Source organism: Sphingomonas rhamnosi, from assembly GCF_036663615.1.
Classification (GTDB): domain Bacteria; phylum Pseudomonadota; class Alphaproteobacteria; order Sphingomonadales; family Sphingomonadaceae; genus Sphingomonas.
In genome coordinates, this window is record NZ_JAXOJJ010000006.1 from 94,170 (window position 1) to 116,819 (window position 22,650).

Below are 22,650 nucleotides of genomic sequence, written 5' to 3' on the forward strand. Positions count from 1 at the left end.
GCAGGGCGATACAAGCCTGACGCATGACCTGTCCGTTCTCCCGCGAAGGCGGGAGTCCAGGGTAACGAACGCCAGCGCTGCTTGATCCTGGACTCCCGCCTTCGCGGGAGAACAGCAAGTTAACGCGATGCCAGTGGACGCGACGAGGTTACCCCACCCAGGCAATTGATGGACGCTTCATCCTCCCCATATAAGACACAACGAGTCGCCCGCGTATCGGGCACCTACGGAGCGTTCATGACCCAGTATCCCGTCCTCCCCCTGCGTGACATTGTCGTCTTCCCGCACATGATCGTGCCGCTGTTCGTCGGCCGCGACAAATCGGTCGCGGCGCTCGAAGCCGCGATGACCGCGGACAAGGAGATTTATCTCGTCGCGCAGCTCGATCCCGCCGAGGACGATCCGACGCGCGATGACCTGTATTCGATGGGTGTCACCGCGACGGTGCTGCAGCTGCTGAAGCTGCCCGACGGCACCGTGCGCGTGCTGGTCGAGGGCAAGGGCCGTGCGACGCTGGAAACGCTCGACGAGAGCGGCGAATATCTGACCGCGACCATCGCGGCGGTCGAGGACGACGTGGTCGAGGGTACGGAGGTCGAGGCGCTGATGCGTTCGGTCGTCGACCAGTTCGAAAATTACGCCAAGCTCAACCGGAAAATGCCTTCGGAGACCGCGGTCCAGCTGTCCGAGATTACCGAAGCGGGCAAGCTGTCCGACGCGGTGATCGCGAACATCCAGATCAAGGTTGCGGAGAAGCAGGCGCTGCTGATGCAGTCCGACCCCGCCAAGCGCCTCGAGATGGCGCTGGTGGCGATGGAGGGCGAGCTGGGCGTCCTGCAGGTCGAGAAAAAGATCAAGAGCCGCGTCAAACGCCAGATGGAGAAGACGCAGCGCGAATATTATCTCAACGAGCAGCTGAAGGCGATCCAGCGCGAACTCGGCAACGAGGGCGATGACGGCGAAGGCGACGAGATCGCCGAGCTGACGCAGAAGATCGCGACGCTGAAGCTCAGCAAGGAGGCGCGTTCGAAGGCGACCGCCGAGCTCAAGAAGATGAAGACGATGGCGCCGATGAGCGCCGAGGCGACCGTTGTGCGCAACTATCTCGACGTGCTGCTGGGGCTGCCCTGGGGCAAGAAGTCGAAGATCAAGAAGGACATATCGGCGGCGCAGGCGGTGCTCGACGAGGATCATTATGCGCTCGAGAAGGTCAAGGACCGGATCATCGAATATCTGGCCGTCCAGGCGCGCACCAACAAGCTCAAGGGGCCGATCCTGTGCCTCGTCGGTCCGCCGGGCGTCGGCAAGACCTCGCTGGGCAAGAGCATCGCCAAGGCCACGGGCCGCGAGTTCATCCGCCAGTCGCTGGGCGGGGTGCGCGACGAAGCCGAGATCCGCGGGCATCGCCGCACCTATATTGGCTCGCTGCCGGGCAAGATCGTGACCAACCTGAAAAAGGCCGGCACCGCGAACCCGCTGTTCCTGCTCGACGAGATCGACAAGCTCGGCCAGGATTTCCGCGGGGACCCCGCGTCGGCGCTGCTCGAAGTGCTCGACCCCGAGCAGAACGGCAAGTTCCAGGATCATTATCTGGAGGTCGATATCGACCTGTCGGACGTGATGTTCGTGTGCACCGCGAACACGCTGAACCTGCCGCAGCCGTTGCTCGACCGGATGGAGATCATCCGTCTGGAGGGCTATACCGAGGACGAGAAGGTCGAGATCGCGCAGCGGCATCTGATCGAGAAGCAGATCGAGGCGCACGGGCTGAAGCCCGGCGAGTTCGTGCTGACGACCGAGGGCCTGCGCACGCTGATCCAGCAGTACACGCGCGAGGCGGGCGTCCGCACGCTCGAGCGCGAGATCGCCAAGCTGTGCCGCAAGGTGCTGCGTCAGATCCTCGAGAACAAGACGACCGGCGTCACGATCACGCCCGAGAATGTCGGTGAGTATGCTGGCGTTCAGAAGTACCGTCACGGCCTCAGCGAGACCGAGCATCAGATCGGTGCGGTCACCGGGCTCGCCTGGACCGAGGTCGGCGGCGAGCTGCTGACGATCGAGAGCGTGACGGTGTCGGGCAAGGGCGCGGCCAAGCTGACGGGGACTCTCGGCGACGTCATGAAGGAGTCGATCGAGACTGCGTTCTCCTATGTGAAGGCGCGCGCGCCGAGCTACGGGATCAAGCCGTCGCTGTTCAATCGCAAGGACATCCACATCCATCTGCCCGAGGGTGCGACGCCCAAGGACGGGCCGTCGGCGGGTGTCGGCATCGTGACCTCGATCGTGTCGACGATGACCGGCGTCCCGGTGCGGCGTGAGGTGGCGATGACCGGCGAGGTCACGCTGCGTGGACGCGTGCTGCCGATCGGTGGGTTGAAAGAGAAGCTGCTGGCTGCTCTTCGGGGTGGCATCGAGACGGTGCTGATCCCGGCGGAGAACGAGAAGGACCTCGCGGAGATCCCGGCGAACATCAAGGCGGGGTTGAAGATCATCCCCGTCAGCCATGTCGACGAGGTCCTGCGGCTTGCGCTGACCGAACCGCTGACCGCGATCGAGTGGACCGATGCGGATGAGCTGGCGGCGCTGCCGCCGGCGCCGATTGCGCCGGTCGGGGCCACGGTTCACCACTAGGACTGGCTCGTACCCCGGCGAAGGCCGGGGCCCAGTTGGGGGACGGTCATGGCGACGGACTATCCGCCGTTATAGCGGCCTTCCCAACTGGGCCCCGGCTTTCGCCGGGGAACGGAAGTTAGATTAGCGCGCGTTCAATGACGGTCGCGTAGATATCGGTCAGCGTCGCGAGATCCGCGACCGCGACCGCCTCGTCCACCTTGTGCATCGTCGCGTTGAGCAAGCCGAACTCGACGACCGGGCACAGCGCCGAGAGGAACCGCGCATCCGACGTGCCGCCGCTGGTCGACAGGTCCGGCGTCACTCCGGTCACTTCGCGGATCGCGTCGGACACCAAAGTCGAAAACGCGCCCGGTTGGGTCAGGAAGGCCTCGCCCGAGACCCGGCCGGTGACGGTTGCGCCGTGATGCGTGGCCAACGCCGCGATCCACGCAACCAGTGCGTCGCCGCTGTGCAGATCGTTGAAGCGGATGCTGATCCGGGCCGAGGCCTTGGCGGGGATGACGTTGGCGGCGGAATTGCCGACGGTGATGTCGGTGATTTCGATGTTCGACGGCTGGAACCAGTCGGTGCCCTCGTCCAGCACAATGGTTTCGATCGCCGACAGCAACGCAACCAGCCGGGGGATCGGGTTGTCGGCGAGGTGGGGATAGGCGACGTGACCCTGGCGGCCGGGAACCTCGATCCAGACATTCACCGATCCGCGGCGGCCGATCTTGACCATGTCGCCGAGCTGCACCGTCGATGTCGGTTCGCCGACCAGGCACAGATCGGGCGCGAGGCCGCGCGCCGCCATTCGCTCGATGAGCGCGCGGGTTCCGTAGGTGGCGGGGCCTTCCTCGTCGCCGGTGATGATCAGCGACAGCGTGCCCGCTTCGCTTCGGCCGGCAGCGGCGGCGAACGCGGCGACCGCGCCCTTCATGTCGACCGCGCCACGGCCGTAAAGCAGACCGTCGCGGATCTCGGCGGACCAGGGCGACCAGCCTTCGCCCGCGGGCACGACGTCGACATGGCCGGCGAAGGCGAAGTGGCGCGGACCGTTGCCGCGCACCGCGAGCAGGTTCTCGACCGGCCCATCGGGCGCCTCGCCAACCGTGAAGCGATCGACCGCGAACCCGATCGGCAGCAGGGCGGCCTCCAGCACGTCGAACACGCGGCCGCGTGCAGGCGTTACGCTTTCGGCGGCGATCAACGCCTTGGTTAGTTCGACGACGTCGGGCACATTGCCTCCACCATGATGTGGAGGCGGCATTGCCCAAGCTCGATCTCGATACAATCCCGCAGACCAATGCGACCGGCTATCCGGCACCGTTCGATGCGGCGGTGGCGGGGCGCTGGTATCGCCGGCTGGCACCGGCCGCGGGGCTGACCGAGATGGGGGTGAGCCATGTCACGCTTGCCCCGGGGGCGTGGTCGTCGCAGCGCCACTGGCATGCGAGCGAGGACGAGTTCGTCGTGATGCTCGCCGGGACGGCGGTGCTGGTCGAGGACGACGCCGAGACGGTCCTGCACGCGGGCGATGTCGCCACCTTTCCAAAGGGGATCGCGAACGGCCATCATCTGCAGAACCGCAGCGACGCGCCGTGCGTGTTCCTGGCGGTCGGCGCGGGGCCGCGCGGCAGCGGCGACTATCCCGATATCGACATGCGCTTCGGTGTCGACGGCTATTTCCACAAGGACGGCACGTCCTACGACACCGTGCGGCTCCGCTGACCGGGCGGCGGGGTCAGTTGGCCGTGGCGGGCTGTTCGTATTGTTCGATCACCCAATCCTCTTCCTGCGCGCCGGCGATCCAGTCCTGCATGAAGGGGTGGTCGAACATCGCCTGCATATACCCCTGCGCGAAGCGGGCGATCGGCAGCTGATAGGTGACGATCCGCGTGACGACGGGCGCGAACATGATGTCCGCCGCGCCGAATTCGCCGAACAGGAAGTCGCCGCCGCCACCGAAGCGTGCGCGTGCCTGCGCCCACAACTCCATGATCCGCTGCAGCTCGGCGAGCACGTCGTCGTCCGGGCGATGTGCAGGGAAAACCTGGCGGATGTTCATGCTGTGCTTGCGGCGCAGCGCGGCGAAGCTCGAATGCATCTCGGCCGCCATCGACCGCGCCATCGCGCGCGCGGCGTCGTCGGCCGGCCAGAACCGCTCGCGGCCGACCTTGTCTGAAAGATACTCGACGATCGCGAGACTGTCCCAGACCACCGCGTCGCCGTCCCACAAGATCGGCACCTTGCCCGACGACGGCGCGAACTCGTCGCCTTCGCGGCGCTTGTCCCATTCGGCGTCGTACAACGGCACGACAACCTCCTCGAACGGCAGCCCCGACTGTTTGCAGGCGAGCCAGCCGCGGAGCGACCAGGACGAATAGGCCTTGTTGCCGATGATCAGTTTCATGGCACCCGGACTAGCGGTGCGCGCGGCCGGCGGCAACCGCGCGCGAGTCAGCCGGTGGGTGCGTTCGTGTCGCGGGGGCGATCGCGCAGGATCAGCGGACGCAGGCGGACCCCCAGGCAGATCGCCGTCGGCCAGAACAGGGTGTTGACGATATCGAGCGAGGTATCCTCCCACCGCCACGACCCGAAGTTCATACGGTCCATCACCTCGTTGAACACCTCGCCGGCGACCACCACCCACAGCGGAATGAACGTCCCGAACGATCGGCGCGTGATCAGCCGCGCGAGCATCAGCAGCGCCATGCCGGCATGGATGTGCAGGATCGCGTCGGGCAGGCCGGTGCCGTCGCCGATCCATTCGATCATCCGGTGGTATTGGAAGGCAATCACGCGTTACTCCGCGGCGGGAACGCCGGTTCTGGCGGCGCCTATACGGGGGGCGGTGGAGGGGGGCAATCGTTCGGGCGGGCTGCGATCGGGTCGAACGGTGCGGTCGTCAGCCGAATGACCGCGAGAAAGATGCGGAAATCCTGGCGGTCGGCGTGTAGAAGCCGCCGCAGAACCGGCGGTGTACCGACCGCGAGAGATAGAGGATGCCATGCGGACGATCGAGAATCTGGTGAACGGTGCGGCCAGCACCGTCGAGCGCTTCGGCGACGTGTTCGACCCCAATTCCGGCGAGGTTCAGGCGCGCGTGCGGTTGTCGGGCGCCGCCGACCTCGACGTCGCGGTCGCCGCGGCGCAGGCTGCGCAGCCGGGCTGGGCGGCGACCAACCCGCAGCGCCGGGCGCGCGTGATGTTCGAATTCAAGCGGCTGGTCGAAGCGAACATGGACGAGCTGGCGCACCTGCTGTCGTCCGAGCATGGCAAGGTGATTGCGGATTCGAAGGGCGACATTCAGCGAGGGCTGGAGGTCATCGAATTCTGCTGCGGCATCCCGCACATCCTGAAGGGTGAATATACCCAAGGCGCCGGTCCGGGGATCGACGTCTATTCGATGCGCCAGCCGCTCGGCATCGGGGCGGGGATCACGCCGTTCAACTTCCCGGCGATGATCCCGTTGTGGATGTCCGGCGTCGCGATCGCGACGGGCAACGCGTTCATCCTGAAGCCCAGCGAGCGCGATCCGTCGGTACCGGTGCGGCTGGGCGAGTTGTTCCTCGAGGCAGGGTTGCCCGCGGGCATCTTCCAGGTGCTGCACGGCGACAAGGAGATGGTCGACGCGATCCTCGACCATCCGGCGATCAGCGCGGTCAGCTTCGTCGGATCGTCCGACATCGCGCATTACGTCTATCGGCGCGGCGTCGCGGCGGGCAAGCGCGTGCAGGCGATGGGCGGCGCCAAGAACCACGGCATCGTCATGCCCGACGCGGACCTCGACCAGGTCGTCGCCGACCTGTCGGGGGCGGCGTTCGGCAGCGCGGGCGAGCGCTGCATGGCGTTGCCAGTGGTGGTGCCGGTCGGCGAGAAGACCGCGATTGCCCTGCGCGAGAAGCTGATCCCCGCGATCGCGGCGCTGCGCATCGGCGTGTCGACCGATGCGGATGCGCATTACGGGCCGGTGGTGAACGCCGCGCACCGGACGCGGATCGAGAACTGGATCCAGACCGGCGTGGACGAGGGCGCCGAGCTGGTGGTCGATGGGCGCGGCTTCACGTTGCAGGGGCATGAAAAGGGGTTCTTCATCGGGCCCTCGCTGTTCGATCACGTCACGCCCGCAATGTCGGCCTACAAGGAAGAGATTTTCGGGCCTGTGCTGCAGATCGTCCGCGCGGCGGATTTCGACGAGGCGGTGCGGCTGCCCAGCGAGCATCAGTACGGCAACGGCGTCGCGATCTTCACGCGCAACGGCCACGCCGCGCGCGAGTTCGCGGCGCGGGTGAATGTCGGGATGGTCGGGATCAACGTGCCGATCCCGGTGCCGGTCGCCTATCATTCGTTCGGCGGGTGGAAGCGCAGCGCGTTCGGCGACACCAACCAGCACGGCATGGAGGGCGTCAAGTTCTGGACCAAGGTCAAGACAGTGACGCAACGCTGGCCCGATGGCGGCGTGGGCGATGCCGCGAACGCGTTCGTCATTCCGACGATGGGGTGAGGGGGGTGGATTTTCCCTCAGTCGTCATCCTGGGCTTGACCCAGAATCCAGAGTTACGGAGCGCGGCGTTTGGGGCTCTGGATCCTGACTTTCGTCAGGATGACGGGGTTTTTGGGGACGGTGCGGGTGTTTCCGCTACTTCCGTCATCCTGGGCTTGACCCAGGATCCAGAGTTACGGAGCGCCGCGTTCGTGGCTCTGGATCCTGACTTTCGTCAGGATGACGAAAGGGGATCGAAGCCGAGATCTTCGGCCAGATCGCGCCAGGTCGGGTTACCGGTTTCGATCAATTCGATCTTCCAGGCTCGCCGCCAGAGCTTCAATTGCTTCTCTCGCGTGATCGCCGCTTCCATCGTGTCGGCCATTTCGAACCAGACGAGCCGTTTTACGCCGTATCGCTTCGTGAACCCGCCCAAGACCTCTTCGCGATGCTGGACGATGCGCGCCATCAGGTTCGACGTCACGCCGATGTACAGCGTGCCGTTCCGGAAGTTCGCCATGATATAGACCGCCGGTTGTCGTTCCACCCGCAACACCCCGTAACCCTGGATCCTGACGATCGTCAGGATGACGGAAGAAGATCGATATGACCAACCAGTTCGACCTGACCGACGACCAGCGCGAGATCCAGGATCTGGCACGGCGTTTCACCGCCGATCGGATCACGCCGCATGCCGCGGAGTGGGATGAGCATCACATCTTCCCCCGCGACACGATCAAGGCCGCTGCCGATCTCGGTTTCGCGTCGATTTATGTCAGCGAGGAGAGCGGCGGGATCGCGCTCGGCCGGCTGGAGGCGGCGCTGATCATGGAGGCGATGGCCTATGGCTGTCCGTCGACCAGCGCGTTCATCAGCATCCACAACATGGCGGCGTGGATGATCGACCGGTTCGGATCGCAGACGGTCAAGGACAAGTATCTGCCCGACCTCGTCACGATGGAGCGGCTCGGCAGCTATTGCCTGACCGAGCCGGGGTCGGGCTCGGACGCCGCCGCGCTCAAGACGCGGGCGGTCAAGGACGGCGACGACTGGATCGTGACGGGTACGAAGCAGTTCATCTCGGGTGCCGGCGAGAACGAGGTGTACGTCACCATGGTCCGCACCGGAGAGGAGGGCCCCAAGGGCATTTCCTGTCTGGTGATCGAGAAGGACATGCCCGGCGTGTCGTTCGGCGCGAACGAGAAGAAGCTCGGCTGGCATTCGCAGCCGACGCGGCAGGTGATCTTCGATGGCGTGCGCGTACCGGGCGAGAACCTCGTCGGCGGTCTGGGCGAGGGGTTCCGGATCGCGATGATGGGGCTCGACGGCGGGCGGCTCAACATCGGTGCGTGTTCGCTGGGCGGCGCGCAGCGATGCCTCGACGAGGCGATCACGTACACCAAGGACCGCAAGCAGTTCGGGAAGGCAATTGCCGATTTCCAGAACACGCAGTTCACGCTCGCGGACATGGCGACCGAATTGGAGGCGGCGCGCGCGCTGCTCTACATCGCGGCGGCCAAGGTCACCGACAATGCGCCGGACAAGACCAAGTTCGCGGCGATGGCGAAGCGGCTGGCGACTGATACGGGATCGAGCGTGGTCGATCGCGCGCTACAGCTGCATGGCGGGTACGGGTATCTGCAGGATTATCCGATCGAGCGGTTCTGGCGCGACCTGCGGGTGCATTCGATCCTCGAGGGGACAAACCAGGTGATGCGGATGATCGTCGGTCGCGAGCTGACGCGGCAATGAGTGCCGAGCTTCAAAATCCTCCCCGTGCCGGGGAGGATTTGTGACCGACGACGTTATCACCGCCAACGACGGCCCTGTCGGCCGGATACGGCTGAACCGGCCCAAGGCGCTGCATGCGCTCAACCTCGCGATGTGCGAGGCCGTACTCGACGCGCTCGACGCATGGCGAACCGATCCCGCGGTCGAGGTTGTGACGATCGACCACGCCGAAGGCCGCGGGTTCTGTGCCGGTGGCGACATCCGCATGCTCGCCGAAAGCGGCGCGGGCGACGGCGCCGCGGCGCGCGCGTTCTTTCGCACCGAATACCGGATGAACCACCGGCTGTTCACCTATGCCAAGCCGACCGTCGCGTTCATGGACGGGATCACGATGGGCGGCGGCGTCGGGCTCGCACTGCCGTGCCGGTTCCGCGTCGCGACCGAGAACACGAAGTTCGCGATGCCCGAGACGGGAATCGGACTGTTCCCCGATGTCGGCGGCGGCTGGTATCTGTCGCGGTTGCCGGGGCGGATCGGGCAGTATCTGGCGCTGACCGGGCACCGGCTCGACGGCGCGGAGTGCCTCGCGATGGGGCTGGCGACGCATTATTTGCCGAGCGCGGCGCTCGATGCGGCGAAGGCGGGGCTGGCGAAGACGCCGCAGGATATTCCGGGCGTGCTTGATCCGCTGGCCGCGCCGGCGCCCGCTGCGAAGATTCTCGACGATAAGCCGATGATCGACCGGTTGTTCGCGTCCGACGTGCTGGAGGATATCTACGCCGCGCTGGAGTCGGATGGCGGCGAATGGGCGACCACCACGCTGGCGACGCTCCGCACCAAGTCGCCGCAGACCATGAAGGTGTCGCTGCGGCTGCTCGCCGAGGGTGCCGAGATGGCGACCTTCGAGGACGAGATGCGGCAGGAATATGCGGTCGGCGCGCATGTCGTGCAGCGGCATGATTTTATCGCGGGGGTTCGCGCAGTGATCGTCGACAAGGACCACGCGCCGCGCTGGGACCCGGCGACGCCCGAGGGGGTGACCGATCATGTGATCGACCAGATCTTCGCGCCGTTGCCGGACGGCGAGGCGTGGACGCCGGCATAGCAGACGACCGAACACATGATCGTCACCCCAGCGAAGGCTGGGGTCTCCCTGGGGCGGGCGCGGCACCTGCCCCACAAAGACCCCAGCCTTCGCTGGGGTGACGGATCAGGCGACGAAGAAGGAGAGCTGAAGTGACCTACGAAACCATTCTCGTCGAACAGCGCGGCCGAGTGACGCTCGTGACGCTGAACCGGCCGCAGGCGCTGAACGCGCTGAATTCGCAGGTGCTCGCCGATCTGCTCGCCGCGTTCGCTGCGTTCGATGCCGATCCCGGCCAGGGCTGCGCGGTGCTGACCGGGAGCGCCAAGGCATTTGCCGCCGGCGCGGACATCAAGGAGATGCAGAGCCAGGGCTTTGCCGACATGTACGCGACCAACTTCTTCGCGGGCTGGGAGCAGTTCACCCGGACGCGCAAACCCATCATCGCCGCGGTCGCCGGCTTCGCGCTGGGCGGCGGCTGCGAGCTGGCGATGATGTGCGACTTCATCCTGGCGGCCGATACCGCCAAGTTCGGCCAGCCGGAGGTGAAGCTGGCGGTGTCGCCCGGCATGGGCGGGTCGCAGAGGCTGACGCGCGCGGTCGGCAAGGCCAAGGCGATGGAGATGTGCCTGACCGGGCGGATGATGGGGGCTGACGAGGCCGAGCGCGCCGGCCTCGTCAGCCGGATCGTGCCGGCGGACGATCTGGTCGAGGAGGCGGTGAAGACCGCCGCGACGATCGCCGCGATGGCGCCGCTCGCGGTGCTGGCGAACAAGGAGATGGTCGACGCCGCGTTCGAGACGGGGCTCGCGATGGGCGTGCAGTTCGAGCGGCGGCTGTTCAACGGGTTGTTCGGCACGGCGGACCAGGCCGAGGGTATGGCGGCGTTCGTCGAGAAGCGCGCCGGGGTCTGGACTGGGCGGTGACACAAGAAACGTCACCCCAGCGAAGGCTGGGGTCTGCCCGGGGAGGGCGCAACGCCAGCCCCAATGAGATCCCAGCCTTCGCTGGGATGACGGATTTGCAGGTGGGAGGATCGTAGAATGGCACGCATCGGGTTCATCGGACTTGGCAATATGGGCGGCGGGATGGCCGCGAACCTGGCGAGGAAGGGGCATGACGTCCGCGCCTTCGATCTCTCCGCCGACGCGCTGACGCGCGCGGAGGCGGCCGGGTGTCTGGCGGTCGGGTCCGCGATCGAAGCCGCCGAGGGCGCCGAGGCGATCGTCACGATGCTGCCCGCTGGGCGGCACGTCGCCGAGGTCTATGAAGCACTGTTCGGCGTCGTCGCACCCTCGGCGATCCTGATCGACTGTTCGACGATCGACATCGAGACCGCCAAGGCCGTCGCGGTCTCGGCGCAGGGTCGCGGCATGGCGGTGGTCGATGCACCGGTGTCTGGCGGGATCGCCGCGGCGAATGCGGGGACGCTGACCTTCATGGTGGGCGGATCGGTCGAATCGTTCGCGCGCGCCCAGCCGTTCCTGGCCGACATGGGCAAGGCGGTGATCCATGCCGGCGCCAACGGCGCGGGGCAGGCGGTGAAGATGTGCAACAACATGCTGCTGGGCGCGACGATGATCGCGACGTGCGAGGCGTTCGCGCTGGCGCAGAAGCTCGGGCTCGACCCCCAAACCTTCTACGACATCTCGTCGGTAAGTTCGGGGCAGAGCTGGTCGATGACGTCTTATGCGCCATTGCCGGGCGTGGGGCCCGAGACGCCGGCGGATCACGACTATCAGGGCGGCTTTGCGACCGCGCTGATGCTGAAGGATTTGCGGCTCGCCATGGCGGCGGCGAAGGATGCCGGCGCGGACACGCCGATGGGGTCGAAGGCCGCCGAGCTGTACGAGGCTTTCGCCGCGGCAGGACAGGGCGGCGTGGATTTTTCGGGGATCATCCGCACGTTCGAAACCCCTTCGTCATCCTGCCGAACGTCAGGATCCAGAGCCTCAGGCGGCAGCGTCCGTAACCCTGGATCCTGACTTTCGTCAGGATGACGGTCTCAGCGTCAGAGGAACCGGATCAGCATCAGCAACAGGCCGAGGATCGAGACCAGCCAGCACAGCGAGCGGACATATTTCACGCCGAACAGGTAGAGCGGTACGTATGCGATCCGCGCGATGAACCAGATGATCGCGCCGGTCTCACCGACCCCGCCGGTGAGACCCGACACCGCGAGGCCGAGCGCCAGCGCGATGAAGATCGGATAGGTTTCCTGGAAATTGGCGAGCGCGCGCGCAGCCCGGCCGGCGAGCGGCCCAAGCGGCTTCTGCTCGCCGTCGCGCGCGCCGGCATTCCAGTCGATCCCGCGGTCGCGCGTCGCCAGCTGGCCCTGCAGCATCACGTGCGCGAACAGCAGAACGGTGGACCAGCCGAGCAGGATGAGTTCGGTTGGCAGCGCGGGCAGTGCAGACATGGGCGTTCCTTCGGGTAAGCGCTTTGGCAGGTGACTTCGGCCCAACGTTCGGCGTCGCGGACTGATCCGGCTTCTCCGGCGCCCGGCAAGCCTGGTCGCGCCGCTGGCGTTTCCGGGTTTGCGCACTATATACCGTTCGGTATGAATATCTGTTCGCTTTCCCCCACCAAAGGCCGTCCGCGCGAGTTCGACCTCGACGTCGCGCTCGCCGCCGCGCTCCGTGTGTTCTGGCGCAACGGGTATGAGGCCGCGTCGATGGCCGAGCTGACCGCGGCGATGGGGATCACCAAGCCCAGCCTCTACGCCGCGTTCGGCAACAAGGAAGCGTTGTTCCACAAGGCGCTCGACCTCTACGAGCGCGAGAAGCTCGCGTATATGACGTCTGCGCTTGAGGCGCCGACCGCGCGCGGCGTGGCCGAGCGCCTGTTGCGCGGCGCGCTCGAGATGCAGATGAGTCCGTGCGATCCCAAGGGATGCCTGGGCGTGATCAGCACCGCCGCATGCGGTGCCGAGGCTGAATCGATCAAGGCCGAGGTCGTCAAGCGGCGCGCGTCGTCCGAGTCGGCGGTAATCCAGCGGTTCGAACGGGCCGCGGCGGACGGCGAGCTGCCCGAGGGCATGACCCCGGCGGCGCTGGTCCGCTATCTGTTCGCGCTGTTGCAGGGACTGGCGTTGCAAGGGGGGTCGGGCGCGACCTGTGGCGAGCTCAACCAGCTGGTCGAAACCAGCCTTGCGGTGTGGCCGACCAAATAAAATACCGCTCGGTATGAAAAGCGATTGACGTAGCGGAAGGCGCTTAATATACCGACTGGTATTGAAGCCGGGTCCCGAAGGGGGGCGAACGGCACGGAGCCCGCCCCATGGCCTATCTCGATCTCGACAATCTGTTTGCTTCGCCCTGTTCCGCGCGTGCAGACGCCGCCGCCACCCAGCCCGCCGGCTTCTCCGCGCTCGAATGGAGCGTGATCGCGCTCGCGAAGCGCGACACGCTGCGCAGCTTGGAGGGCACGAGCCGCGTGTCGCGCGCGCTCGGCAGCCTGTTCGGGCTCGGCGTCGCGTCGCAGCTCGCCGATCCGCGGCTTGAGGCGCTGCGCCGCGCTGCGGTGTATGCCTGGCGGCGCGGATTTGCGCTGCCGATGGCGGAAATCGAACGCTTCCGCGCGGCGGGGTTCGTCGATGCGCAGCTGGAGACGCTGGTCGTGAGCGTCACCGGGATGCGCGTCGGGCGCGAGGTAGTGCCGGCGTAAGTCCTGCTGCGCCCCTCCCTGGAAGGGAGGGGATGGGGGCGGGTTGGTTTGCGAGGAACGGTGACGTCTGCCCAAGCCGACCACCCCCGACCCCTCCCTTCCAGGGAGGGGAGGAGTTCCGGGGCCACTTGGCTTCGATCCGCCCCATTTTCCTTGAGCCCACAAACCTGCTAGCCGCCGGCGCACAACAATCGCCCCGGAGAGGCTGCATGATACCCGATTTCGATTTCGCGCTCGGCGAGAACGCGGACATGATTCGCGAATCCACCCACGCCTTCGCGACCGCGGAGATCGCGCCGCTGGCGGCGAAGATCGACGCCGAGGACTGGTTCCCGCGCGATCTGTGGCCCGCGATGGGCGCGCTCGGCCTGCACGGCATAACCGTTGAGGAAGAATTCGGTGGCCTGGGCCTGGGCTATCTCGAACATGTCGTCGCGGTCGAGGAAGTGTCGCGCGCGTCCGCATCGGTGGGCCTGAGCTACGGCGCGCATTCGAACCTGTGCGTCAACCAGATCCGCCGCTGGGGGAACCCCGAGCAGAAGGCGAAATATCTGCCGAAGCTCGTGTCCGGCGAACATGTCGGCAGCTTGGCGATGTCCGAGGCGGGGGCTGGCTCCGACGTCGTCTCGATGAAGCTGCGCGCGCAGAAGACCGACGCCGGCTATGTGCTGAACGGCACCAAATTCTGGATCACCAACGCGGCGTATGCCGATACCCTCGTCGTCTATGCGAAGACTGGCGAGGGTAGCCGCGGCATTACGGCGTTCCTGATCGAGAAGGACATGCCCGGTTTTTCGATCGGGCAGAAGATCGACAAGATGGGGATGCGTGGGAGCCCGACCGCGGAGCTCGTGTTCTCGGATTGCGAAGTGCCTGACAGCGCGGTGATGGGGCCGGTCAACGGTGGCGCCGGCGTGCTGATGTCGGGCCTCGATTACGAGCGCGCGGTGCTCGCCGGAATCCAGGTCGGGATCATGCAGGCCTGTCTCGACGTGGTGATCCCTTATGTGCGTGAGCGGAAGCAGTTCGGGCAGCCGATCGGGCAGTTCCAGCTGATCCAGGCGAAGGTCGCGGACATGTATGTCGCGCTGAGTTCGGCGCGGGCCTATGTCTATGCGGTCGCCAAGAGCTGCGATGCGGGCAAGACGACGCGGTTCGACGCGGCCGGCGCGATCCTGCTGGCGAGCGAGAGCGCGGTAAAGGTGTCGCTGGAGGCGATCCAGGCGCTGGGCGGCGCGGGGTACACCAAGGACTGGCCGGTCGAACGCTTCATGCGCGATGCAAAGCTGCTCGATATCGGCGCGGGGACGAACGAGGTGCGCCGCATGCTGATCGGGCGAGAGCTGATCGGCGCGGCGCCGACGGTGGCACAGTGACGTCCTTGTATCCTCCCCGGCACGGGGAGGGGGACCGCGCAGCGGTGGAGGGGGCCGTCCTCATCCACAGCGCTTGTGGAAGCCCCCCTCCACCATGCTGCGCATGGTCCCCCTCCCCGTGCCGGGGAGGAGTGCAGTGACTGCGCCGGTTCTCACCTCCGCGCTGTCTCCCGACAGCGAAACCTTTCGCGCCAACGCCGCGCACAACCGCGCGCTGGCCGAGACCCTCCGCGAAGACGTCGCCCGCACCGCGCTCGGTGGCTCCACCGCCTCCCGAGACCGCCACACCGCGCGCGGCAAGCTCCTCCCGCGCGACCGGGTCGAGCGCCTGCTCGATCCCGGCTCGCCGTTCCTGGAGATCGGCCAGCTCGCGGCCAACGGCCTCTACGACAACGAAGTCCCCGGCGCCGGCGTGATCGCGGGGATCGGCCGCGTGTCCGGTCGTCAATGCATGATCCTGTGCAACGACGCGACGGTGAAGGGCGGCACCTACTTCCCGCTGACCGTAAAGAAACACCTGCGAGCGCAGGAAATCGCCCAGGAAAATCGCCTGCCGTGCATCTACCTCGTCGACAGCGGCGGCGCGAACCTGCCGCATCAGGCGGAGGTGTTTCCCGACCGCGATCACTTCGGGCGCATCTTCTTCAACCAGGCGCAGATGTCCGCGCTCGGCATCCCCCAGATCGCGTGCGTGATGGGCAGCTGTACCGCGGGCGGGGCCTATGTGCCGGCGATGTCGGACGAGACGATCATCGTGCGCGGGCAGGGGACGATCTTCCTCGCCGGGCCGCCGCTGGTGAAGGCCGCGACGGGCGAGGTGATCTCGGCAGAGGAACTGGGCGGCGCGGACACGCATGGCCGCCGCTCGGGCGTGGTCGATCACGTTGCCGAGAATGACGAACACGCGCTGACGATCGTCCGCGACATCGTTTCGACGCTGGCGCCGCAGGTCGCGACGCCGGTGAACCTCCAGATGCCGCGCCCACCGAAATTCGACGCCGAGGAGCTGTACGGCATCGTGCCGAGCGACGTGCGCGCGCCGTACGACGTGCACGAGGTCATCGCGCGGCTGGTCGACGGTAGCGAATTCCATGAGTTCAAAGCGCTTTACGGTACGTCCTTGGTATGCGGTTTCGCGCATATCTGGGGCATGCCGGTGGCGATCCTCGCCAATAACGGCGTGCTGTTCAGCGAGTCCGCGCAGAAGGGCGCGCATTTCATCGAACTCGCGTGCCAGCGGCGGATCCCCTTGCTGTTCCTGCAGAACATCTCGGGCTTCATGGTCGGTGGTAAGTACGAGGCGGAAGGCATTGCGAAGCATGGCGCCAAGCTCGTCACGGCCGTGGCCACCGCAACCGTGCCGAAAATCACCGTGCTGATCGGCGGCAGCTTCGGCGCGGGCAATTACGGGATGTGCGGGCGCGCCTATTCGCCGCGGTTCCTGTTCACCTGGCCCAACAGCCGGATCAGCGTGATGGGGGGCGAGCAGGCGGCCTCCGTTCTCGCCACCGTCCACCGCGATGCGGACAGCTGGACGCCCGACCAGGCCGAGGCGTTCAAGGCGCCGGTCCGCCAGAAATACGAGGACGAGGGCAATCCCTGGTACGCCACCGCGCGGCTGTGGGACGACGGAATTATAGACCCCGCCCAGACCCGCGACGTGCTCGGCCTCGCGCTCGCCGCGACGCTCAACGCTCCCATCCCCGAACGCCCGGCGTTCGGCGTGTTCCGGATGTAACCGATGATCCTGCTCCTTCTCGCCCAGATCACTCCCGTCCAGCCGATCGTGAAGGGCACCGGCCTGCCGCCTGCGGTAATGACCGAAGAGGCCGGCGTGCTGGCCCCGATCGACGCGTTGTTCGCAGCCCTCGCGGCGCGGGACGCACAGGCGATGCTGGCCGCGATGCGTCCCGACGCCGACGCGACCGTCGCCGAGGAGAAGCCCGACGGCACTCGCTCGATCCGCCACATGACCGCCGCACAGTTCGCCGCGATGGTGAAGCCGGGCTCCGAACGCTATGCCGAGCGCATCACCGATCCCGCGATCGAGATCGACGGCGACATCGCGATGGTCTGGGCGCCCTACGTCTTCACGATCGACGGCAAGCCCGCGCATTGCGGCTACGACCATTTCGATCTGGTGCGCGAGAGCGGGCGCTGGAAGATCCAGAACGTGACCTGGTCGTCGCGGACCACGGGGTGCGCGGCGCAATGATCCGCTCGCTCCTGATCGCCAACCGCGGCGAGATCGCGTGCCGGATCATCCGGACCGCGCGCGCGCTCGGGATACGTACGGTTGCGGTCTATTCGGACGCGGACGCGCATGCGCTCCACGTGCGGCAGGCCGACGAGACCGTGCATATCGGCGCCTCGCCGGTACGCGAGAGCTATCTGCGCGGCGACCGGATCATCGCCGCCGCGCTCGAGACCGGCGCCGAGGCGATCCACCCGGGCTACGGCTTCCTGTCCGAGAATGCCGAGTTCGCGCAGAGCGTGATCGACGCCGGGCTCGTTTGGGTCGGCCCCAACCCCGACAGCATCCGCGCGATGGGGCTGAAGGACGCGGCCAAGGCGCTGATGCTCGCCGCCGGCGTGCCGGTGACGCCTGGTTACATGGGCGCGGACCAGAGCCTCGAACGCTTGCAGGCCGAGGCGGATGCGACCGGCTATCCGGTGCTGATCAAGGCGGTCGCGGGCGGCGGCGGCAAGGGCATGCGCCGCGTCGATGCGGCCGCGGACTTCGCCGACGCATTGGCGTCGTGCCGGCGCGAGGCGGCCTCGTCGTTCGGCAACGACCATGTGCTGATCGAGAAATACATCCTGTCGCCCCGGCATATCGAGGTGCAGGTGTTCGGCGACAGCCACGGCAACGTCGTCCACCTGTTCGAGCGCGACTGTTCGCTGCAGCGCCGCCACCAGAAGGTGATCGAGGAAGCGCCCGCGCCCGGCATGGACCCGGCGACGCGGGAAGCGATCTGCGCCGCGGCGGTGAAGGCGGCCAAGGCGGTCGACTATGTCGGCGCAGGCACGATCGAGTTCATCGCGGATGCGAGCGAGGGCCTGCGCGCCGATCGCACCTGGTTCATGGAGATGAACACCCGGCTGCAGGTCGAGCATCCGGTGACCGAAGAGATCACCGGGCAGGATTTAGTCGAGTGGCAGCTGCGGGTGGCGAGCGGGGAGCCTCTGCCCAAGCGGCAGGATGAACTGAGCATCGACGGCTGGGCGATGGAGGCGCGGTTGTACGCGGAGGATCCGGCGAAGGGGTTTCTGCCGTCGATCGGCAAACTCGACTTTTTCTCGATCGGCGAAAGCCACCTCATTCGCGTCGAGACAGGCGTGGCGCTCGGCAACGAGATATCTCCCTTCTACGATCCGATGATCGCCAAGCTGGTCTGCCATGGCCGTTCGCGCGAGGCCGCCGCCTATGGTCTGGCGAATGCCTGCCGGAACTCGATCGTCGCGCCCGTCAAAACCAATGCCGCATTTCTGGCACGGGCGTTGTCGTCTGCGGATTTCGTGTCGGCCAATATCGACACGGGCTTCATCGCGAAGCACGAGGCCGAACTCGTCGGTTCGGGCCAACCCAGCGCTGCGGTGATCGAGTCCGCCGCGATGGCGGTACTCCACGACGAGATGGGCGACGCGGAGTCCGTCCAGCTTTGGCGCTACGAAAGTCGGCGCCAGCCCGAGCCCTATGTCGGATCGGTCTGGCGGTCGCTGGCCGGCTTCCGCATGGCGTCCGAACCACGGATCCGGATAGCCTTGTCGCGCGACGGCAACAATTTCGTCGTCGAGCGTCCGGTCGAGCAGGCGGCGATGCTCTCGACGATCATCAAGGGCGACCGCATCCTTGTTGCCGACATGGGCGAAAGCTACCTGTTCTCGCGCGCGCGTGCCGACGGGACATCGGCGGGCGCGGCCGCCGACGGTGCGATGCTGTCGCCGATGCCCGGGCGGATCATCGCGGTCGACGTGGCGGTCGGCGACGTCGTGGTGAAGGGGCAGAAGCTCGTCACGCTGGAGGCGATGAAGATGGAGCATGCGCTGACCGCACCGTTCGACGGGGTGGTCGAGGCCCTGGCGGCCGCGGTCGGTGGGCAGGTGTCCGAGGGGACGGTGCTGGTGACGATCGTGAAAGCCGACTGATAGCTGTTCCCCGGCGAAGGCCGGGGCCCAGTTGGGCAACGCATGGGGCGGGGGCGGCGCACGGCTCGCGGAGTCCCCCAACTGGGCCCCGGCCTCCGCCGGGGAACGAAGGAGCAGAGATGGCAGGCCGCTATTACGACGACTGGACGATCGGCGACACGCTGGTGCACGAGATCCGCCGGACCGTCACCGAGACCGACAACCTCCTCTTCTCGACGATGACGCACAATCCGCAGCCGTTGCACCTCGATGCGGAAGCCGCGAAAGCGAGCGAGTTCGGGCGCATCCTCGTCAACGGCATCTTCACCTTCGCGCTGATGGTGGGGCTGTCGGTCGGCGACACCACGCTCGGCACCCTCGTCGCCAATCTCGGCTACGACAAGCTCATCCACCCGAATCCCGTGTTCATTGGCGACACCATGCGCGCGTCGAGCGTAGTCACCGCCTTGCGCGAAAGCCGGTCGCGCCCCGAAGCGGGGCTTGTGACGTTCCGTCACGATCTCCACAATCAGCGTGACGAACTGGTCTGCCAGTGCCTGCGCACCGCGCTGCTGCACCGCCGACCCCGAGAGGACCAAGCATGACCGATATCGTTATCACCGCCGCCAAGCGTACCCCGGTCGGCAGCTTCCTCGGCGCGTTCGCCGCAACACCGGCGCATGAACTGGGTCGCGTTGCGATCGAGGCGGCGCTGGCACAGGCGGGCGTCGCGGGCGCGGACGTGTCCGAGGTCATCATGGGCCAGGTGCTGACCGCGGCGCAGGGGCAGAACCCTGCGCGGCAGGCGTCGATGGCGGCGGGCGTGCCCAAGGAGGTGCCGGCCTGGGGCGTCAATCAGGTCTGCGGATCGGGCCTGCGCGCGGTGGCGTTGGCGTGCCAGGCCATCCAGGCGGGCGACGCGACGATCGTCGTCGCCGGTGGTCAGGAATCGATGTCGATGTCGGCGCACGCCCAGTCGATCCGCGCCGGGCAGAAGATGGGCAATTTGGCGCTGGTCGACACGATGGTCAGCGATGGGCTGACGGACGTGTTCAACGGTTATCACATGGGCATCACCGCGGAGAATTTGGCCGAGCAATATCAGGTGACGCGGGCCGAGCAGGACGCGTTTTCGGTCGCGTCGCAGAACAAGGCCGAAGCCGCGCGCGGCAGCGGCCGGTTCAAGGACGAGATCGCGTCGGTCACGATCAAGGGTCGCAAGGGCGACACGGTAGTCGCCGACGACGAATATATCCGCGCCGGCGCGACGATGGAGAGCGTATCGGGCGTGCGTCCGGCGTTCAAGAAGGACGGCACCGTCACCGCGGCGAACGCCAGCGGGCTCAACGATGGCGCCGCCGCGCTGGTGATCATGAGCCGCGACGAGGCCGAGCGGCGCGGATCGCCGATCCTCGCGACGATCAAGAGCTGGGCATCGGCCGGCGTCGATCCGTCGATCATGGGAATCGGCCCCGTGCCCGCGACGCGGCGCGCGTTGGAGAAGGCAGGCTGGACGATCGGCGACCTCGACCTGATCGAGGCGAACGAGGCGTTCGCGGCGCAGGCCTTGTCGGTCGGCAAGGAGCTCGGCTGGGATGCCGCGAAGGTCAACGTCAACGGCGGCGCGATCGCGATCGGGCACCCGATCGGCGCAAGCGGCGCGCGGGTGCTGACGACGTTGATCTACGAGATGCAGAAACGTGATGCGAAGAGGGGGCTGGCGACCTTGTGCATCGGCGGGGGCATGGGGATCGCGATGTGTCTGGAGCGGTGAGCTAGCGGGGGCTGTTTGCCCCTATAACCTTCCCCGGCGGAGGCCGGGGCCCAGTTGGAGGACAGAGGTAACGAAGGACCGCCTTCCGTTACACCGGCCTTCCCAACTGGGCCCCGGCCTTCGCCGGGGAACCGCTTTTGGTTTAGTCTGTCTTGACCAAACTCAGCGCGACCGCCTCGGCGACCTTGATGCCGTCAACCGCCGCCGAGAGGATGCCGCCTGCATAGCCGGCCCCTTCGCCCGCGGGGAACAGCCCGGCGGTGTTCAGGCTCTGGAACCCGTCGTCGCGCGTGATGCGTACCGGCGACGAGGTGCGCGTCTCGATGCCGGTCATGACCGCGTCGGGGTGATCGTAGCCGGGGATCTGTTTGCCGAACACGACCAGCGCCTCGCGCAGCGCGGTGACGGCGAACTCCGGCAGGCAGTCGGCGAGGTTGGTCGGCGTCACGCCGGGCCGGTAGGAGGGGATTACAGTGCCGAGCGCCGTGGACGGGCGGCCGGCGAGGAAGTCGCCCAGCCGCTGCGCCGGCGCGTGATAGCTGGAGCCACCGACCTCATAGGCCCGCGACTCCCAGTGCCGTTGCAGCGCAATGCCGGCGAGCGGAGAGCCCGGATAGTCGCGCTCCGGGTCGATGCCCACGACGAGCCCCGAATTCGCGTTGCGTTCGTTGCGTGAATATTGGCTCATGCCGTTGGTCGCGACGCGGCCTTCCTCCGACGTCGCGGCGACGACCGTGCCGCCGGGGCACATGCAGAAGCTGTAGGCGGTGCGGCCGTTGCTGCAATGATGCGACAGGCTGTAGGCGGCAGCACCCAGATCGGGGTGCCCCGCGCAGGGGCCGAACCGCGCCTCGTCGATCCAGGATTGCGGATGTTCGATGCGCACGCCGATCGAGAAGGGTTTCGCCTCGACATGCACGCCCGCGGCGTGGAGCATCTCGAACGTGTCGCGCGCGCTGTGTCCGACCGCGAGGACGACATGGTCGGCGGCGAGATAGTCGCCATTGTGCATCTTCAGCCCGACGACGCGGCGCCCGCCCTCCGCATCGACCGCGATGTCGATATCCTCGACACGGTTTTCGAAACGGTATTCGCCGCCCAGCGCCTCGATCGTCGCGCGCATGTTCTCGACCATCGTGACGAGCCGGAAGGTGCCGATATGCGGATGCGCCTCGGTGAGGATTTCCTCGGGCGCGCCGGCCTTCACGAACTCCGTCAGGACTTTCCGCCCCAGATGGCGTGGGTCCTGGATCTGGCTCCACAATTTGCCGTCGGAGAAGGTGCCGGCGCCGCCCTCGCCGAACTGGACGTTGGATTCGGGATCGAGCACGCCGCGGCGCCATAGTCCCCAGGTGTCCTTGGTCCGCTCGCGCACCACCTTGCCGCGATCGACGATGATCGGGCGGAAGCCCATCTGCGCCAGGATCAGCCCGGCGAACAGCCCGCACGGCCCCGCGCCGACGACGACCGGGCGGGGCGGGTCGACGCCCTCCGGCGCTTTCGCGACGAAATTATAGCGCGTGTCGGGGGTCGGATTGACGTGGCGGTCCTTCTTGAACCTTGCGAGCACCGTCGCCTCGTTCTTCACGTTGACGTCGACCGAATAGACCAGCTGGATGTCCATCTTGTCGCGCGCGTCGTTGGCGCGGCGGGCGACCTTGTAGCGGATCAGCTCGCGCGGTGTGATCCGCAGCCGCTTGCACACCGCGGCCGGCAGCGCCTCGTCCGGGTGATTGATCGGCAGTTTCAGTTCGGTGATGCGCAACATCGCCGCGCGATGCCACGGGATGCG

The 22,650-nt window shown here is 66.9% G+C and carries 21 protein-coding genes; 15 read left to right on the forward strand and 6 right to left on the reverse strand.

Annotated elements, in window-relative coordinates; translation table 11 throughout:
- Positions 1–237: 237 nt before the first annotated feature.
- Entirely contained in the window at positions 238–2,631 is a 2,394-nt protein-coding gene (gene lon / locus U1701_RS13765; RefSeq protein ID WP_332783137.1) for an endopeptidase La, read from the forward strand.
- A gap of 118 nt (positions 2,632–2,749) precedes the next feature.
- Here lon and dapE read toward each other — a convergent pair whose 3' ends face one another.
- Positions 2,750–3,883, reverse strand: a complete 1,134-nt coding sequence (gene dapE / locus U1701_RS13770) for a succinyl-diaminopimelate desuccinylase (protein WP_332783138.1) — start codon at positions 3,881–3,883, stop codon at positions 2,750–2,752.
- On the opposite strand from dapE, the gene U1701_RS13775 reads away from it, so the two are divergent.
- A complete protein-coding gene (locus tag U1701_RS13775; RefSeq protein WP_332783139.1) occupies positions 3,883–4,344 on the forward strand; it encodes a cupin domain-containing protein in 462 nt (153 codons plus the stop codon). The genes dapE and U1701_RS13775 overlap by 1 nt on opposite strands.
- A 13-nt stretch (positions 4,345–4,357) precedes the next feature.
- On the opposite strand, the gene U1701_RS13780 is transcribed toward U1701_RS13775, so the two are convergent.
- Both U1701_RS13780 and U1701_RS13785 read right to left on the reverse strand, forming a co-directional pair.
- Positions 4,358–5,026, reverse strand: coding sequence for a glutathione S-transferase (locus U1701_RS13780; protein ID WP_332783140.1), 669 nt, complete (start codon positions 5,024–5,026; stop codon positions 4,358–4,360).
- A gap of 47 nt (positions 5,027–5,073) precedes the next feature.
- Positions 5,074–5,415, reverse strand: a complete 342-nt coding sequence (locus U1701_RS13785; protein WP_332783141.1) for a hypothetical protein — start codon at positions 5,413–5,415, stop codon at positions 5,074–5,076.
- Positions 5,416–5,623: 208 nt separating this feature from the next.
- On the opposite strand from U1701_RS13785, the gene U1701_RS13790 reads away from it, so the two are divergent.
- Positions 5,624–7,120, forward strand: coding sequence for a CoA-acylating methylmalonate-semialdehyde dehydrogenase (locus U1701_RS13790; RefSeq protein WP_332783142.1), 1,497 nt, complete (start codon positions 5,624–5,626; stop codon positions 7,118–7,120).
- Positions 7,121–7,334: 214 nt separating this feature from the next.
- Here the strand turns inward: U1701_RS13790 and U1701_RS13795 are convergent, their stop codons facing one another.
- The gene (locus U1701_RS13795) at positions 7,335–7,619 is read right to left on the reverse strand and encodes a GIY-YIG nuclease family protein (protein WP_332783143.1); all 285 of its coding nucleotides are present in this window, start codon (positions 7,617–7,619) and stop codon (positions 7,335–7,337) included.
- An 86-nt stretch (positions 7,620–7,705) separates the two neighbouring features.
- Between U1701_RS13795 and U1701_RS13800 the strand changes: the two genes are divergently transcribed.
- From U1701_RS13800 to mmsB, 4 genes are all read left to right on the forward strand, one after another.
- Positions 7,706–8,851 carry an acyl-CoA dehydrogenase family protein gene (locus U1701_RS13800; protein ID WP_332783144.1) on the forward strand — a complete coding sequence of 382 codons (1,146 nt, stop codon included), beginning with the start codon at positions 7,706–7,708 and terminating at the stop codon, positions 8,849–8,851.
- Positions 8,852–8,891: 40 nt separating this feature from the next.
- Positions 8,892–9,935 carry an enoyl-CoA hydratase/isomerase family protein gene (locus U1701_RS13805; protein WP_332783145.1) on the forward strand — a complete coding sequence of 348 codons (1,044 nt, stop codon included), beginning with the start codon at positions 8,892–8,894 and terminating at the stop codon, positions 9,933–9,935.
- A 131-nt stretch (positions 9,936–10,066) separates the two neighbouring features.
- A complete protein-coding gene (locus tag U1701_RS13810; protein WP_332783146.1) occupies positions 10,067–10,840 on the forward strand; it encodes an enoyl-CoA hydratase in 774 nt (257 codons plus the stop codon).
- Between the two features lie 117 nt (positions 10,841–10,957).
- On the forward strand, positions 10,958–11,899 hold the full coding sequence (mmsB, locus tag U1701_RS13815; RefSeq protein ID WP_332783147.1) for a 3-hydroxyisobutyrate dehydrogenase: 942 nt from the start codon (positions 10,958–10,960) through the stop codon (positions 11,897–11,899).
- 26 nt (positions 11,900–11,925) lie between these two features.
- Here the strand turns inward: mmsB and U1701_RS13820 are convergent, their stop codons facing one another.
- On the reverse strand, positions 11,926–12,333 hold the full coding sequence (locus U1701_RS13820) for an MAPEG family protein (RefSeq protein ID WP_332783148.1): 408 nt from the start codon (positions 12,331–12,333) through the stop codon (positions 11,926–11,928).
- Positions 12,334–12,474: 141 nt separating this feature from the next.
- Here U1701_RS13820 and U1701_RS13825 point away from each other — a divergent pair, with 141 nt between their 5' ends.
- The 8 genes from U1701_RS13825 (at position 12,475) to U1701_RS13860 (ending at position 20,858) form a co-directional block, all read left to right on the forward strand.
- A complete protein-coding gene (locus U1701_RS13825; RefSeq protein ID WP_332783149.1) occupies positions 12,475–13,086 on the forward strand; it encodes a TetR/AcrR family transcriptional regulator in 612 nt (203 codons plus the stop codon).
- 107 nt (positions 13,087–13,193) lie between these two features.
- Positions 13,194–13,580, forward strand: a complete 387-nt coding sequence (locus U1701_RS13830; protein ID WP_332783150.1) for a hypothetical protein — start codon at positions 13,194–13,196, stop codon at positions 13,578–13,580.
- Positions 13,581–13,789: 209 nt separating this feature from the next.
- Complete coding sequence (locus U1701_RS13835; protein WP_332783151.1) at positions 13,790–14,956, forward strand: isovaleryl-CoA dehydrogenase; 1,167 nt, start codon at positions 13,790–13,792, stop codon at positions 14,954–14,956.
- 136 nt (positions 14,957–15,092) lie between these two features.
- Positions 15,093–16,694: a carboxyl transferase domain-containing protein gene (locus tag U1701_RS13840; RefSeq protein ID WP_332783152.1), complete on the forward strand. Its 1,602-nt coding sequence runs from the start codon at positions 15,093–15,095 to the stop codon at positions 16,692–16,694.
- A 3-nt stretch (positions 16,695–16,697) separates the two neighbouring features.
- On the forward strand, positions 16,698–17,171 hold the full coding sequence (locus U1701_RS13845) for a nuclear transport factor 2 family protein (protein ID WP_332783153.1): 474 nt from the start codon (positions 16,698–16,700) through the stop codon (positions 17,169–17,171).
- Positions 17,168–19,105, forward strand: a complete 1,938-nt coding sequence (locus U1701_RS13850; protein ID WP_332783154.1) for an acetyl/propionyl/methylcrotonyl-CoA carboxylase subunit alpha — start codon at positions 17,168–17,170, stop codon at positions 19,103–19,105. Before U1701_RS13845 ends, U1701_RS13850 begins: the two co-directional genes overlap by 4 nt.
- Positions 19,106–19,224: 119 nt before the next feature.
- A complete protein-coding gene (locus tag U1701_RS13855; RefSeq protein WP_332783155.1) occupies positions 19,225–19,689 on the forward strand; it encodes a MaoC family dehydratase in 465 nt (154 codons plus the stop codon).
- A complete protein-coding gene (locus U1701_RS13860; RefSeq protein WP_332783156.1) occupies positions 19,686–20,858 on the forward strand; it encodes an acetyl-CoA C-acetyltransferase in 1,173 nt (390 codons plus the stop codon). Before U1701_RS13855 ends, U1701_RS13860 begins: the two co-directional genes overlap by 4 nt.
- A 142-nt stretch (positions 20,859–21,000) precedes the next feature.
- Here U1701_RS13860 and U1701_RS13865 read toward each other — a convergent pair whose 3' ends face one another.
- A complete protein-coding gene (locus U1701_RS13865; protein WP_332783157.1) occupies positions 21,001–22,626 on the reverse strand; it encodes an NAD(P)/FAD-dependent oxidoreductase in 1,626 nt (541 codons plus the stop codon).
- Positions 22,627–22,650 lie beyond the last annotated feature (24 nt).

Excerpts from the sequence above, each read along its gene's own strand:
- lon (WP_332783137.1), top strand. The coding sequence starts at position 238 with ATGACCCAGTATCCCGTCCTCCCCCTGCGTGACATTGTCGTCTTCCCG.
- dapE (WP_332783138.1), bottom strand. The coding sequence starts at position 3,883 with ATGCCGCCTCCACATCATGGTGGAGGCAATGTGCCCGACGTCGTCGAA.
- U1701_RS13780 (WP_332783140.1), bottom strand. The coding sequence starts at position 5,026 with ATGAAACTGATCATCGGCAACAAGGCCTATTCGTCCTGGTCGCTCCGC.
- U1701_RS13790 (WP_332783142.1), top strand. The coding sequence starts at position 5,624 with ATGCGGACGATCGAGAATCTGGTGAACGGTGCGGCCAGCACCGTCGAG.
- U1701_RS13795 (WP_332783143.1), bottom strand. The coding sequence starts at position 7,619 with ATGGCGAACTTCCGGAACGGCACGCTGTACATCGGCGTGACGTCGAAC.
- U1701_RS13800 (WP_332783144.1), top strand. The coding sequence starts at position 7,706 with ATGACCAACCAGTTCGACCTGACCGACGACCAGCGCGAGATCCAGGAT.
- mmsB (WP_332783147.1), top strand. The coding sequence starts at position 10,958 with ATGGCACGCATCGGGTTCATCGGACTTGGCAATATGGGCGGCGGGATG.
- U1701_RS13820 (WP_332783148.1), bottom strand. The coding sequence starts at position 12,333 with ATGTCTGCACTGCCCGCGCTGCCAACCGAACTCATCCTGCTCGGCTGG.
- U1701_RS13825 (WP_332783149.1), top strand. The coding sequence starts at position 12,475 with ATGAATATCTGTTCGCTTTCCCCCACCAAAGGCCGTCCGCGCGAGTTC.
- U1701_RS13830 (WP_332783150.1), top strand. The coding sequence starts at position 13,194 with ATGGCCTATCTCGATCTCGACAATCTGTTTGCTTCGCCCTGTTCCGCG.
- U1701_RS13835 (WP_332783151.1), top strand. The coding sequence starts at position 13,790 with ATGATACCCGATTTCGATTTCGCGCTCGGCGAGAACGCGGACATGATT.
- U1701_RS13845 (WP_332783153.1), top strand. The coding sequence starts at position 16,698 with ATGATCCTGCTCCTTCTCGCCCAGATCACTCCCGTCCAGCCGATCGTG.
- U1701_RS13850 (WP_332783154.1), top strand. The coding sequence starts at position 17,168 with ATGATCCGCTCGCTCCTGATCGCCAACCGCGGCGAGATCGCGTGCCGG.
- U1701_RS13855 (WP_332783155.1), top strand. The coding sequence starts at position 19,225 with ATGGCAGGCCGCTATTACGACGACTGGACGATCGGCGACACGCTGGTG.
- U1701_RS13860 (WP_332783156.1), top strand. The coding sequence starts at position 19,686 with ATGACCGATATCGTTATCACCGCCGCCAAGCGTACCCCGGTCGGCAGC.
- U1701_RS13865 (WP_332783157.1), bottom strand. The coding sequence starts at position 22,626 with ATGTTGCGCATCACCGAACTGAAACTGCCGATCAATCACCCGGACGAG.